The sequence below is a fragment of the Streptomyces sp. NPDC057702 genome (assembly GCF_042799315.1).
Taxonomy (GTDB): domain Bacteria; phylum Actinomycetota; class Actinomycetes; order Streptomycetales; family Streptomycetaceae; genus Streptomyces.
The window spans coordinates 135,909-149,815 of record NZ_JBHVJC010000005.1 but is presented as its reverse complement, the minus strand read 5'-3'; the positions used below and the strand labels follow the sequence as shown (position 1 = coordinate 149,815).

Annotated in this window: 9 protein-coding genes; 3 read left to right on the top strand and 6 right to left on the bottom strand. The window is 75.8% G+C overall.

All coding sequences use genetic code 11. The annotated features are described in order from the left end of the window. Nucleotides 1–438 precede the first annotated feature (438 nt). Nucleotides 439–1,809 (top strand): enterochelin esterase, encoded by a 1,371-nt coding sequence (gene fes / locus ACFVFR_RS05265; protein WP_383698296.1) that lies wholly within the window; start codon nucleotides 439–441, stop codon nucleotides 1,807–1,809. A gap of 149 nt (nucleotides 1,810–1,958) precedes the next feature. Here fes and ACFVFR_RS05260 read toward each other — a convergent pair whose 3' ends face one another. Further along, nucleotides 1,959–2,921 (bottom strand): FAD-dependent oxidoreductase, encoded by a 963-nt coding sequence (locus ACFVFR_RS05260; RefSeq protein ID WP_383698294.1) that lies wholly within the window; start codon nucleotides 2,919–2,921, stop codon nucleotides 1,959–1,961. Nucleotides 2,922–3,091: 170 nt separating this feature from the next. Here ACFVFR_RS05260 and ACFVFR_RS05255 point away from each other — a divergent pair, with 170 nt between their 5' ends. Next, a complete protein-coding gene (locus tag ACFVFR_RS05255; RefSeq protein WP_383698292.1) occupies nucleotides 3,092–4,825 on the top strand; it encodes an ABC-F family ATP-binding cassette domain-containing protein in 1,734 nt (577 codons plus the stop codon). A gap of 95 nt (nucleotides 4,826–4,920) precedes the next feature. On the opposite strand, the gene ACFVFR_RS05250 is transcribed toward ACFVFR_RS05255, so the two are convergent. After that, entirely contained in the window at nucleotides 4,921–5,565 is a 645-nt protein-coding gene (locus tag ACFVFR_RS05250; protein WP_383698290.1) for an HD domain-containing protein, read from the bottom strand. Between the two features lie 215 nt (nucleotides 5,566–5,780). Then, nucleotides 5,781–7,451 carry an ABC-F family ATP-binding cassette domain-containing protein gene (locus ACFVFR_RS05245; protein ID WP_383698288.1) on the bottom strand — a complete coding sequence of 557 codons (1,671 nt, stop codon included), beginning with the start codon at nucleotides 7,449–7,451 and terminating at the stop codon, nucleotides 5,781–5,783. Between the two features lie 878 nt (nucleotides 7,452–8,329). On the opposite strand from ACFVFR_RS05245, the gene ACFVFR_RS05240 reads away from it, so the two are divergent. Continuing rightward, nucleotides 8,330–9,331, top strand: a complete 1,002-nt coding sequence (locus ACFVFR_RS05240; RefSeq protein WP_383698286.1) for an alpha/beta fold hydrolase — start codon at nucleotides 8,330–8,332, stop codon at nucleotides 9,329–9,331. 423 nt (nucleotides 9,332–9,754) lie between these two features. On the opposite strand, the gene ACFVFR_RS05235 is transcribed toward ACFVFR_RS05240, so the two are convergent. From ACFVFR_RS05235 to ACFVFR_RS05225, 3 genes are all read right to left on the bottom strand, one after another. Next, complete coding sequence (locus ACFVFR_RS05235; protein WP_383698284.1) at nucleotides 9,755–12,187, bottom strand: Tex family protein; 2,433 nt, start codon at nucleotides 12,185–12,187, stop codon at nucleotides 9,755–9,757. 430 nt (nucleotides 12,188–12,617) lie between these two features. Continuing rightward, nucleotides 12,618–12,752, bottom strand: coding sequence for an LPFR motif small protein (locus tag ACFVFR_RS05230; protein ID WP_383698282.1), 135 nt, complete (start codon nucleotides 12,750–12,752; stop codon nucleotides 12,618–12,620). A 168-nt stretch (nucleotides 12,753–12,920) separates the two neighbouring features. Beyond that, the gene (locus ACFVFR_RS05225) at nucleotides 12,921–13,781 is read right to left on the bottom strand and encodes a hypothetical protein (RefSeq protein ID WP_383698280.1); all 861 of its coding nucleotides are present in this window, start codon (nucleotides 13,779–13,781) and stop codon (nucleotides 12,921–12,923) included. Between the last annotated feature and the right edge of the window lie 126 nt (nucleotides 13,782–13,907).

The window sequence follows — 13,907 nt, the reverse complement described above, 5'->3', positions numbered from 1 at the left end:
GATGGTGCCCGGCGCGGGCCGGATGGGGCCCGGCCGGCGGAGGCAGCGACGCGCGACACGGTCGCGGGCGGGAGCGGGCCCGGTAGAGAGGCCCGGTGGCGCCGAGTTGGGGTGCGTGGCCGGTGGGTGTTGTTGAGCTGTGAGGCACGTGGTTAGCTTAGGCTTACCTAAGTAGATGGTCGCCTCGTTCCGTGTGTGACCTCACCCACAGCCGTCCCTCTCTATGCCCCTGTGTCGGGTCGCCCGCCCCACGTCCCACGGACGGGGGAGCGGGCGACACAGGGCGCGGAAACGCAGGTTGCCGATGTGTGTCCGGTTCGTCGGTCGCTCTTCCCACGGCTCGCCCCACGCCCCGTCGCTCCCAACGGCCCCGCCGCCACCGGCGTATCGCGCGTATCGCGCCGCGCGCCCACCGGTACGCGACGAGGGGAGCGGCCGATGAACGCCCGCCCCGCCCCGTCGGCGGCCTCCCTGCGGGGGGCGCTCGCCGCCCGTCGCGCGACGCCCCGACCCGTAACGGGCCCCACCTCCCGCCGCACTGACGCCCCCTCACCGGCCGCCGGGGCGCCCACCCCGCGCTCCGCCCCCGCTCGCCGGGCCGACAGCCCGCGTCTGCTCGCGCTGGGCGCGCGCCTGGCCGCCGCCGTCGACACGGTGGCCAGGGAGCGAGCCGTGGCGCGGTTCTGGAGCGAGGTCCAGGCCGTGGGCGCCCCGCTGGTCGAGCCCGTCGACCGCGACCCCCACCACCGCCTCGTCACCTTCGTCCACCGCGACGCCGACGCCCGCGCCGTGCTGCTGTTCGCCGACTGGCTGCCCGACGGGGCACCCGGGCGCATGCGCCACCTGCCGGGCACCGACGTCTGGCACCTGGCCTACCGGCTGCGCACCGACCACCGTGGTACCTACCGCGTCGCCCGCGTCGACTCCACGGCCGCCGACCCCGAGCCCCCGACGGCCCGGGCCGAGGCCGCGCCCGACCCGTTCAACCCGCGCGTGGTGCCAGGCCGTTGGTACGGCCAGCCCGGTTCCGTGCTCGCCCTGCCCCAGGCGCCCGCGCTGGCCTGGTCGGACGCGCCCGACGACGTACCGGCCGGCAGCCTGCGCCGGCACCGGCTCGGCAGCGGTGCGCTGGCCAGCGAGCGCGACGTGTGGGTCTACGAACCGCCGGGGCCGCCGCCCGAGGAGGCCGACACGGTGGTCCTCCTGGACGGCGACATGTGGTTCGGCCAACTGGGCTTCGAGTCCGTCCTGGACCGGCTCATCGCCATCGGCCTGCTGCCCCCGCTGGTGGTGCTCGCGCCCGACGCCGTGGACGCGGCCACCCGGGACCGCGAGTTCGGCGCGCGGGACGCGCAGGTCAACTTCCTGGCCGCCGAACTGCTGCCGTGGGCCGCCGCGCGCTGGCCGATCACCTACGACCCGGCCCGCACCGTGATCGCGGGCCAGGGCCTGGGCGGCGTGAGCGCGCTGTACGCCGGCTACGCGGCACCCATGCGCTTCGGCAACGTGCTGGCCCAGTCCGCCACGCTGTCCTGGCACCCGCGAGAGGAGCCGGCGGCGGCGACGGCCCCCGTGCCCTGGATCACCCGCCGGTACGCCGACGGCGCCCCCCGCGAGCTGCGGCTGCACCTGGACGTGGGCCTGTGCGAGGCGGGCCCGCTGGAACAGACCCGTGGCCTGCGGGCCGCCCTGCGAGCCCGTGACTACGCGGTGACCTGGACCGAGTTCAACGGAGGCCACGACTACGCCTGCTGGCGGGGCGCCCTGGCCGACGGGCTGATCTCCCTCCTCGGCGACCACCCCCACTGACCCGCCGGACGCGGCGGGTCCCCGGTCGGCCCCCACCGGCCGACCCCACGAACGTGCTCCCCGCGAGCCCGGCGGTCACCAGGCCCTGCCGTCGGACCTCGCGGGGAGCACCACCACGACCCCGGGGTGGGCCCGCCCCCCCCGAGGAGTTACGCGCCCGCCAGCGCCACCGCCTCGCGCGCGCAGCCCCAGGCCACGGTCACGCCGGCGCCACCGTGCCCGTAGTGGTGCACGCAGCGTGCCCCGCCGGGCAGTTCCGTGACCTCCAGGCGGACCCGGGGGCGCGCCGGCCGCAGCCCCACCCGGTGGGCCAGCACGCGCAGCCCGGCCAGCTCCGGGCGGGCCCGCACGCAGCGGGCCAGGATCGCCTCGGCCGCCGCCGGCTCGGGCCGCGTCTCCCACACGTGGGCCCGCGCCGTGCCGCCGAGCACGACCCCGTACGGCTGCGGCAGGACGTACACCGTCTCCTCGGCCACCGGGTCGGCCGCCACCAGCCACTCGCTCAGCCCCGGATTCTCCACGACCACCACCTGCCCTCGCACCGGGTACACCTCGGGGTCGGGGACCAGCTCCCGGGCCCCGAGCCCCGAGCAGTTCACGACCACCGGCGCCGCCCGCCCCGCCTCCGCGAGCGAGGTCAGCGCGCGCCGCTCGACCGTGCCGCCCGCCGCCACCAGCCGGCGCTCCAGGTACCGCAGGTGCGTGGGCATGTCGATCAACGGCACCCGGGCACGCAGCCCGGTGGCGTACCCCGTGGGCAGCTCCGCCGACGCCGCCGGGCGCAGCTCCGGCAGCGCATCCGCCCACGAGCCGAGGTCGGCCCGCTCCAGGCCCGCCTGGGTGCCCTCGGCGAACCGCACGCCGGTCTCCCGTGGGTCGCCCGCCAGCGCCGTCAGCTCGGCCAGAGAGGCCACCGACCAGCGGCCGGCGGCCTCCTCGGGCTCGATGCGGTAGGGCCACCACAGCCCGCCGGCCACCGCCGACGTCGTCCCGCCCGCCGCCTCCCGGCTCCACACGGCCACCCGCCGCCCGCGCTCCGCCAGCGTGACGGCGCAGGTCAGGCCGATGACCCCGGAGCCCACCACGATCACGTCGTGCCCTGTGCTCACCATGCGCGGACGCTATCCGCTCATCGCGCGTCCCGCGAGCCCCCGCCCGGCGCGCGGGCCCGACCGCCGCCCGAGACCGCCGCCCGACATCCCCGCCTGACACCCGCCCCGCGCCCGGTCCGGACGACAGCGCCGGGCGGCCCGCCGCGCCCCACCGCTAGGATCGCCGCCTGATGACTGCCACTCTCGTTGCCAAGAACCTCGCAGCCGGGCACGGCGACCGCACCCTGTTCGCCGGCCTCGACCTCGTCGTCGGCGCCGGGGACACCATCGGGCTGGTCGGCGCGAACGGCGCGGGCAAGTCCACCCTGCTGCGCCTGCTGGCGGGGCTGGCCGAGCCCGTGGAGGGCACGGTCACGCTCAGCCCGCCGCACGGCACCATCGGCTACCTGCCCCAGGAGCACGAGCGGCGCCGCACCGGCGGCTCCGCCCCCGGCGGCGCCGAGACCGTCCGCGACTTCCTGGCCCGCCGCACCGGGGTCGCCGCCGCGCAGGCCGCGCTCGACGCCGCCACCGAGGCCCTGTCCGCCGAACTGCCCGGCGCCGACGACGCGTACGCCACCGCCTGGGAGCGCTGGCTGGCGCTCGGCTGCGCCGACCTGGACGAGCGGGCCGAGAGCGTCGTCGCCGGGCTCGGCCTCGCGGTCGGCCTGGACCGGCCCATGACCGCGCTCTCCGGCGGCCAGGCCGCCCGCGCCGGCCTGGCCTCGCTGCTGCTCAGCCGCTACGACGTCTTCCTGCTCGACGAGCCGACCAACGACCTGGACCTGGACGGCCTCGGGCGCCTGGAGGACTTCGTCCGTGGGCTGCGCGCCGGCACCGTCCTGGTCAGCCACGACCGCGAGTTCCTGGCCCGCACCGTCGACAAGGTCCTCGAACTGGACCTCGCGCAGCAGCAGATCACCCTCTTCGGTGGCGGCTACACCGCCTACCTGGAGGAGCGCGAGACCGCACGCCGGCACGCCAGGGAGCGCTACGAGCAGTACGCGCAGACCCGCGCCGGCCTGGAAGAGCGCGCCCGCACCCAGCGCGGCTGGATGGACAAGGGCGTACGCAACGCGCGCCGCAAGGCCACCGACGGGGACAAGCTGCTACGCAACGCGCGCATCGAGAGCACCGAGAAGCAGGCCGCCAAGGCCCGTCAGACCGAGCGGCTGCTGGAGCGGCTCGAAGAGGTCGACGAGCCCCGCAAGGAGTGGGAGCTGCGCATGGAGATCGCCGCCGCGCCCCGCTCGGGCTCGGTGGTGGCCACGCTGCGCGGCGCCCACGTGCGACGCGGCACTTTCGCCTTCGGCCCCGTGGACCTCCAGATCGACTGGGCGGACCGGGTGGCCATCGTCGGGGCCAACGGCTCGGGCAAGAGCACCCTGCTCGCCGCGCTCCTCGGCCGGCTACCGCTGGACGGCGGGTACGCCTCCCTCGGCTCCGGTGTGGTCGTCGGCGAGGTGGACCAGGCCCGCGCGCAGCTCTTCGACGGCGGGGCGGGCCGCGCCGCCGACGCGAAGCGACCGGCCCCCGACGCCGGTTCGAGCCCCACCGCCACCGGGCCCGGGTCCCTCCTGGACACCTTCGGCGCCGTGGCCACCGAACTGGAGCCGGCCGAGGTCCGCACCCTGCTGGCCAAGTTCGGCCTCAAGGCCGACCACGTGCTGCGCCCGGCGCACACCCTCTCGCCGGGCGAACGCACCCGGGCCGCGCTCGCGCTCCTCCAGGCCAGGGGCGTCAACCTGCTGGTGCTCGACGAGCCGACCAACCACCTGGACCTGCCGGCCATCGAGCAACTGGAGTCGGCGCTCGCCTCCTACGACGGCACCCTGCTGCTGGTCACCCACGACCGGCGGATGCTGGACGCCGTACACACCACGCGCCGCGTCGAGATGACCGACGGGCGGGCCAGCGAACACTGACCCCTGGCCGGCGCCGGGCCCCGCCACCGAACGGGGCCCGGCGGCCCGGGCGAGCCGGCCACCGTGTCGCAGGAGACGCCCCGTGGCCCAGGGGACTACTCGGGCCAGGGCGAGTTCTCGATGACGGACACGAAGTCACCGCGTTCGAAGCCGGGCACGAAGTGCGCGAGGACATCCGCCTTCACGTTGCCGAACGTGGTCTCCGGCTTGGGCGCGATGCCCTCGGTGAAGGCTGCCAGAATGCGCCGCTTGAAGTCGGGGCGCGGGTGCAGCGCGGTGATCGCGGCCCGGTCGGCCGCGCTGACGCTCTCGTAGTCCAGCCCGAGCACGTCGTACTCCACACCGGCCGTGACCAGCGCGACCTCCGGCTCCATGAACTCCGGCACGCCGGGCGTGGTGTGCAGCGCGATGGCCGTCCACACCCGGCGCACGGCATCCTCGGGCACGTCGCGCGAGCGCAGGAACGCCGCCGCCTCCTCCGCCCCGTCCACCTCGAAGCGCCGCCCACTGGTACGGAACCGCTCGCCCAGCCCCAGGTCGTGGAACATGGCGCCGACGTACAGCAGCTCGGGGTCGCACTCCAGGCCCCGCTCGCGCCCGAGCAGGCTGCCGAAGAGGAACACGCGTCGGGAGTGGTGGTAGATCAGGTCGGTGGTCGCCGTACGCACCAGGTCGGTGGCCTCCCTGGCGAGCGCACTGTCGGGCACGGTGATCCCGGCGGCCTGCGATGCATCGGACATGAGCTGATCTCCTCGTCCTCGGTCCTGGCTGGGGCGTCGCCCGCGCCGGCCACGAAGGACACCGGCGCGGGCGGCGACGGAACGCACGGGCACCAGTGAACCAGCGCGCCCCGCCCGCACCACCACACCCACCACCATGCGGCCCGCCGCCGCGCCCGCCACTCGGCCCGGTGACCCGCCACCGCGCGCCGGCCGTGGCCGGGTCTCGCCTCCGCTCAGCGGGCCTCCGACGCCTCCAGCAGCTCGCGCACCTCGTCGGCCGAGGTCTCCCGGAGGGTCTCGTCGACGAACAGCCAGCGCGTGATGCCGATCGAGGCGAGAAAGGCCAGATCGTGGCTGGCCACCAGCAGCGCGCCCTGGAAGGAGCCCAGCGCGCCGGTCAGATGGCGCACGCTGGCCAGGTCGAGGTTGTTGGTCGGCTCGTCCAGCATCAGCAGCTGCGGGGCCGGCGCGGCGAGCATCGTCGCGGCCAGCGCGGCCCGGAAACGCTCCCCGCCCGACAGCGTCCCGGCCGGCTGCGCGGCCCGCGCGCCCTTGAACAGGAACCGGGCGAGCTGGGAGCGGATCTCGTTGTCGCTGATCCCCGGCGCCATCCGGGACACGTTGGCCGCGATGCTCAGCCCCTCGTCCAGCACGTCCAGCCGCTGCGGCAGGAAGCGCAGCGGCACATACGTCGTGGCCTGGCCCGACAGCGCCGGCGACGTGCCGGCGATGGTGCGCAGCAACGTCGTCTTGCCGGCGCCGTTGCGCCCCACCAGCGCGACGCGCTCGGGCCCGTGCACCGACAGGTCCCCCTCCCGCAACCGGCCGAACCGGGGCCGCAGCCCCTCCAGCCGCAACACGGTGCGGCCGGCCGGCACGGCCGTGTGCGGCAGGCTGACCCGGATCTCGGCGTCCTCGCGCAGCGCCTCCGCGGCCTCCTCGCGCCGCTCGCGCGCCGCGTTGAGCCGCTCCTCCTGCACGCCCCGGAGCTTGTCCGCCGACTCCTGCGCGGACCGCTTGCGTTCGCCCGCCACGATGCGCGGGGCCCGCCGCTGGGCGTCCATCTTCTTGCTGTGCCGCTCGCGGCGGGCCACCTTGATGTGGGTCTCCTCCAGTTCGCGCTTCTGCTTGCGCACCTCGGCCTCGGCGGCCCGCAACGTGCGCCCGGCGGCCTCCTGCTGGGTGGCCAACGCCTGTTCGTACCGGGACCAGTTGCCCCCGTACCAGGTCACCGACCCCGAGCGGAGCTCGCCGATCCGGTCGACGCGCTCCAACAGGTCACGGTCATGGCTGACGATCACCAGAACGCCGGAGCGCCAGGCGTCGACCGCGTCGTAGAGCCGGCGCCGGGCGAACAGGTCGAGGTTGTTGGTCGGCTCGTCCAGCAGCAGGATGTCGGGGCGCTCCAGCAGCAGCGCGGCCAGCCGCAACAGCACGGTCTCCCCGCCCGACAACTGGCCCACCGTGCGGTCGAGTTCGATCGAGCCGAGCCCGAGCGCGCCCAGGGTCGCCTGGGTGCGCTCCTCGATGTCCCAGTCGTCGCCGATCGTCTCGAAGTGCTCCTCGCGCGCGTCCCCGCCCTCGATGGCGCGCAGCGCGGCGCGCCGCTCGGCGATGCCGAGCGCCCGGTCGACGCGTGACTCGGTGTCGAGCGTGATGTTCTGCGGCAGGTAGGCCAGGCTGCCGCGCAGGGCCACCGCGCCGGCGGCCGGGCGTAGTTGGCCGGCCAGCAGGCGCAACAGCGTGGACTTGCCGGTGCCGTTGGCGCCGACCAGCCCGGTGCGCCCCCGGCCGACGGTGAAGGACAGGTCGTCGAAGACGGTCGCCCCGTCCGGCCACCGGAAGGTCAGGGCCGAGCAGGTCACGGCGGCGGGGGAGGAGGGAGCGGAAGGAGAGTGAGCCATGGTGATTCTCGCAGTCGCAAGCGCGGGGATGGGGGCTTCGTATGCGAGCACCACGCGGCGACCGGTCCGGAACCGGAAGGAGGAGCGCGATCGTCCGACGGGTCGGGACGACTCGGGCACCGAGGTCGCATCCGCGCGGGTCACGGGCGGCAGAAATGCCGGCGTCAGCGTGACGGGCGTACGGCCGGAGCCGCACCGCGCGATGGTCGCGAACCTCAGATGCGCAACGTCCACCTCAATCGGAGACAACAGGACCCGAACACTGTACCCCGTCCCCGCTCCGGCCTCCCTTCTCCTCCCTTGCCTCCCGTCTTCCTCCGTCTGCCTTCCGCGCCGGGCCGGGCCCGCAGGCCCCCGGGCGGCTGGAGCCGGTGTGGCGCGCGGGCGCGTGGCGCGTCGGCCGGGCCGTCCGGCGCCCGCCGTCAGGGTGCGACGCCGGGGTGCGACGCCGGGGCGCGGCGTCGGTCTCGGCCGGGGCGCGGCGTCGGTCTCGGCCGGGGCGCGGCCACATCGGCGCCCAGGTGACCGGAGGGCCATCCGGAGCACGCCCCCACCATGTCGCGCTCGCCCGTGGTGGTGCCGGCCGGCCCGCCGTCGCCGGCAGCCGTGGGGCGGGGTGCGACGCCTCCTCGCTCCCGGCCGGCGCCGGTGCGGCCCCCTCCGGCGCGGCCGGCTCCAGCCCGCCCGCCGCATGCCCGGGTTTGCCGGTTCGGCAAAGCGGCTCGCGGCGGCGTCGGGGAGCCCTCGATGATCGAACCGTGCCCACGGCGCCGGCCCGCGATACCGGAGCCCCGCACCGCGCTCGCAGGCGGCGCGGCGCCGCTCGCCCCCCGTGGTCACGGGTCCACGCTTCGCCCCACCTCGTACCGGAGGCACCCATGATCCAGCCCGATCCACCGCGACCGACCGTTCACCGGCTCCTGCCCTCGCCAGCGGGCCGCACCCATGTCGTGGAGAGCGGCACCGGACCGCTGGTGCTGCTGGTCCACGGCTTCCCCGAGTCCTGGTACTCCTGGCGCCACCAGCTGCCGGCCCTTGCCGCCGCCGGCTTCCGCGCCGTGGCCGTCGACGTGCGGGGATACGGCCGCTCCTCCAGGCCGGCGCGGATCGAGGCGTACCGCATGGTGGAACTGGTCGCCGACGTCGTCGCCGTGGTGCGGGCCCTCGGCGAGCGGACCGCGGTGGTCGTCGGCCACGACTGGGGAGCGACCATCGCGGCCCACGCCGGACTGCTCCACCCCGAGGTCTTCCGTGGCGTCGGCATGCTCAGCGTGCCGTACGCGCCGCGCGGCGCGACCAGGCCCAGCGACGCCTTCGCCGCCCTCGGCGGGGACGAGGAGTTCTACGTCAGCCACTTCCAACAGCCGGGTCGCGCCGAGGCCGAGATCGAACCCGGCGTGCGGGGCTGGCTCGCGGGGTTCTACGCGGCGCTCTCGGCCGACACCATGCCCGCGCCCGGCGCGCCCAGCCCGCACTTCGTCCCGCCGGGCGGACGGATGCGCGACCGCTTCCCCCGCGACCGCACCCCCTCCTGGCTGGGCGTCGCGGACTTGGACACCTACGCCGGGGAGTTCGAGCGGACCGGGATGGCGGGGGCGCTGGCCCGCTACCGCGTCCTTGACCGGGACTGGGCCGACCTCGCCGCCTGGGACGGCGCGCCGATGACCCGGCCCGCGTTGTTCGTCGGCGGCACCCGCGACGCCTCCACCACCTGGATGGCCGAGGCGATCGCGGCGTTCGACCACACCCTGCCCGCCCTGACCTCCTGCCACCTGCTCGACGGCTGCGGCCACTGGGTCCAGCAGGAGCGCCCCGACGAGGTCAACCAACTGCTCCTCGACTGGCTACGCGCCCTGCCCGCACCGTCTCCTTCGCGCTGAGCCCCGCCCGCCGCCCCGCACCACGGCCTCACGTCCGCCGGCACGCGGCGAACCGCGCCGCCGTGACCGCGCCCCGCCGTGACCGCGTCTCCCGACCAACCCGCTCCCTACCGGCTACCGGGCGTGCACGAGCGCGGGCGACCCACGGGCGGTGACGCCCGCGTGCGGAGGCGCGACGGCGGCACCCCACGCGCGGAATGCCGCACGGGGCCGGGCTGGCCGAGCACTCCGGGCCGCACCCCGCGCCCCGGCCCGCCCGCGCGGGCCGCCTCCGTCTCGCGGCCTCACACCGCGGGCCACGGCACCTCGCGGCGCGTCCACCGGCGACGCGCACCTCGCGGTCGGCCCTTCGACGCGCCCACCCGTGGCGCGCCCCGCCCGGCCGTCGCCGGCCGGGCTCCACCTTTCGGGCGCCGGCCTCGGTCAGCCGCGCCCCGGGTCCAGCAGGCCCGCGCGGCGCAGCGCGTCGGCCATGGCACCGCTGGCCGGCGCTTCGCGGCGGCCCCCGGAGCGCTGCCCGGCACCCGAGCGGGCGCCCTGGCCACCACCGGAGCGAGCCCCCTGACCAGCGCCGCCCGGCCGGGCACCCTGGCCGCCGCCCGAGCCGCGCTGTCGCTGCTGCGGGGCGCCGCGCCGGGTGCCGCCCTCGCGCTCGGCACGCTCGCCCTCGCCGCCGCGTCCGGCCTCGTCGTCGAGCCGTAGCGTCAACGAGATCCGCTTGCGCGGTACGTCCACCTCAAGCACCTTGACGCGCACGACGTCGCCCGACTTGACCACGTCCCGTGGGTCCTTCACGAACGTCTTCGACATCGCCGAGACGTGCACCAGACCGTCCTGGTGCACACCGACGTCCACGAACGCGCCGAACGCGGCCACGTTGGTGACCACGCCCTCCAGCAGCATCCCCGGCTCCAGGTCGCCGAGCTTCTCGACGCCCTCCTTGAACGTGGCCGTCTTGAAGGCGGGGCGCGGGTCGCGGCCCGGCTTCTCCAGCTCCCGCAGGATGTCGGTGACCGTCGGCAGCCCGAACGAGTCGTTGACGAACCGCGCCGGGTCCAACCGCCGCAACACCGCCGTGTTGCCGATCAGCGCACCGACGTCCGTCCCCGCCGTGGTCACCATGGCACGCACCACCGGGTACGCCTCGGGGTGCACGCTGGAACCGTCCAGCGGGTCGTCCCCACCCCGGATGCGCAGGAACCCCGCGCACTGCTCGTACGCCTTCGGGCCCAGCCTGGCCACGTCTTTGAGGGACTTGCGGTTGCGGAAGGGGCCGTTGGCGTCGCGGTGGGTGACGATGTTCTCGGCCAGCGAGGCGCTGATCCCGGAGACCCGGCCGAGCAGGGGCGCCGAGGCCGTGTTGACGTCCACGCCCACGCCGTTCACACAGTCCTCCACGACCGCGTCCAGCGAGCGCGAGAGCTTCACCTCGGACAGGTCGTGCTGGTACTGGCCGACGCCGATCGACTTGGGGTCGATCTTGACGAGCTCGGCGAGCGGGTCCTGGAGCCGCCGGGCGATGGACACCGCGCCGCGCAGCGACACGTCCATGTCGGGCAGCTCCTGGGAGGCGAACGCCGAGGCCGAGTACACCGAGGCGCCGGCCTCGGAGACCATCACCTTGGTCAGCCCCAGCTCGGGATGGCGCTCGCACAGCTCGCCGGCCAGCTTGTCGGTCTCGCGCGACGCGGTGCCGTTGCCGATCGCGATCAGCTCGACGCCGTGCTCCCGGGCCAGCTGGGCCAGCGTGGCGAGCGCGGCGTCCCACTTCTGCCGGGGCACGTGCGGGTAGATCGTCTCGGTGGCGGCCACCTTGCCCGTCGCGTCCACGACGGCCACCTTCACGCCCGTACGGAAACCCGGGTCCAGGCCCATCGTGGCGCGCGTGCCGGCGGGGGCGGCCAGCAGCAGGTCCCGCAGGTTGGCCGCGAACACCCGCACCGCCTCGTCCTCGGCGGCCTGCCGCAGCCGCAACCGCAGGTCGATGCCCAGGTGCACCAGCACCCGCGTACGCCACGCCCAACGCACCGTGTCGGCCAGCCAGCCGTCGGCCGGCCGGCCGCGCTGGGCGATGCCGAAGCGACGCGCGATGGCCTGCTCGTACGCGCTGGGGCCGGGCTCCTCCGAGGGCTCCTCCGGCTCCAGCGTCAGGTCCAGGACCTCCTCCTTCTCGCCCCGGAGCATGGCCAGCACCCGGTGCGAGGGCAGCTCCGTGAACGGCTCGGCGAAGTCGAAGTAGTCGGCGAACTTCGCCCCCGCCTCCTCCTTGCCCTCGCGCACCCGCGCCGCCACCCGGCCGCGCTGCCACATGCGCTCGCGCAACTCTCCGATCAGGTCCGCGTCCTCGCCGAACCGCTCGGTGAGCACGGCCCGCGCGCCTTCGAGGGCCGCCGCCGCGTCGGCGACACCGCGCTCCGCGTCCACGTACCCCTCCGCGGCGGCCCGCGGGTCCACCGACGGGTCGGCGAGCAGTCCGTCGGCCAGCGGCTCCAGCCCGGCCTCCCGGGCGATCTGCGCCTTCGTGCGCCGCTTGGGCTTGAACGGAAGATAGACGTCCTCAAGGCGGGCCTTGGAGTCGGCGGCCACGATGCGCGCCTCCACCTCCGCGTCCAGCTTGCCCTGCGAGCGGACCGACTCCAGGATCGCCGCCCGGCGTTCCTCCAGCTCCCGCAGATAGCGCAGCCGCTCCTCGACCGCGCGCAACTGCGCGTCGTCGAGCGTCTCGGTCGCCTCCTTGCGGTAGCGCGCGATGAACGGCACGGTCGAGCCGCCGTCCAGCAGCTCGACAGCGGCCTTCACCTGCCGCTCCCGCACCCCAAGCTCTTCGGCGATCCGGCCTTCGATGGACGTCGTCACTTCACGCTCCGCTTTCGTCTCTGCACCGCGACCTGCATTGTGGCAGGTGGGTACGACAACACGACGGCGTCCGAGCGCCCCGCCGCCCGCCGCGTGCCACCGCCCGCCGCGCGCCGGCGCGCCGGGCCAGGTGAGAGGCGGGGTGAGCCGGCCACGCCCACGACCACGGGGTCGATGGAGGGGCGGCGTCGCCCCGGGCGCGCCGCGCGCCACCGACCAGGCCGCCACCTGGCGACGCGTCACGCCGCCGCGGCCACCCGTGCCGAGGCCGCCACACCGGCCAGGGGCCGACCGACGCCACCGCGCCAGCGACCCGCCGGCGGGGCCGAGGTGCCGCAGCCGCCCGGCGCGTGGGCCGGGCGGCTGCGGTCAGGCGCGTGGGGTGCGACACCTCGCGGGCGGGGTCAGGACGTCACCCGCCGACGCGTGCTCACACCCCGCGTCGGTGCGGGCCACCGCGCGACGCTCCGCCGAAGAGCCGAGCGAGTGCGCGGAAGGGGAGCGTCACCACGGCGGCGAGGGTGCCGCCGATGGCGCGCAGGACATCTGCGATGGCACGGAACACGGAATCCTCCCTGTCTGCGCCGCCGACGCGCCCGCTGGGACGCTCCGTGGCTCGTGACCCCGGGTAACCCGCGCCGTGTGCGCTAAACCGCCGTGGGGCTCCTTCCCGCCAGCCCCCGGCCGAAGCGGTGCGGACCGAGGACGGTCGGGCCCCGCCCGAAGTGGCGGGTCAGCCCTTGCCGATGAGGTCGGCGGGGAAGACCCCCGCGGCCAGCACGGTGGCGACGTAGGACCCGGTCAGCTCCGTCAGTCGGGCCACCCCCTCCGCGCCCAGGTGCTCGTACGGCGCCCGGTCCAGCCGGTCGGTCTCGGCCTCAAGTCGCTCGCGCAGCGCGGTGCCCGCCTCCGTCAGGTCGCCGTCGGCGGTCAACAGTCCGCGCTCGCGCAGCCGCTCCTCGCCCGCCGCCCACTCCTCCTCCGACCAGCCGCGCATCAACCGGGACCACTTGGGGGACAGGGCGGCCCCGCCGGCGGCGTCCGACACGACCGCCTCCAGGCCGTCGAGCTCGGCGTCCAGAAGCACGGCCACGTGGACGTCCCCACGGTGCTCGCGCAGCAGCGTGGCGGCGTGCCACAGGGCCAGGTGCGGCGCGTCGGGCACGGGCAGCTCGGCGTACGCCGCGTAGAAGGGACGGCCGGTGTGGCCGCACGCCTCGGCGGCGCGCAGCGCGAGTTCGGCCGCCTCGGCCAGCTCCGGCGAGTCGATCGTCTCCGCGCCGAGCACCCGACGCAGCGCACCGTCGACCCCCGTTAAGCGGGCCTTGATGGCGGCCTCGGGGGCCGTCGCTTCCCAGACGGCGGGCAGGTGCTGGGCGACGAAGTCGTACTTGAAGGTGTAGAGGGACGCGGCGACCGGGCCCGCCCCCACCCGGCCCAGCGGAGCGGTGCGGGCGGCGAAGTACGCGGCGCCGTCCTTGGCACCGACCCGCCCCAGCTCCTCGATGACCTCCGGGGCGAAGTACGCGGTGGAGTGAAGGAAATTCAGAACTTCGTGGCAGCGCCGTCCGGCGCGCTCGGGCAGTGAGCTCATGTTCGGAACGCTAATCCGAGGGAGCTGATCTCCGGAACAGCGAAAACCGGCCCCCGAGGCCGTCCGGTGACGGCGCCGGAAGCGGGCGGGCCGGCCGCCGCCGGGGCCCGCGTCGGGGCGGTTGGC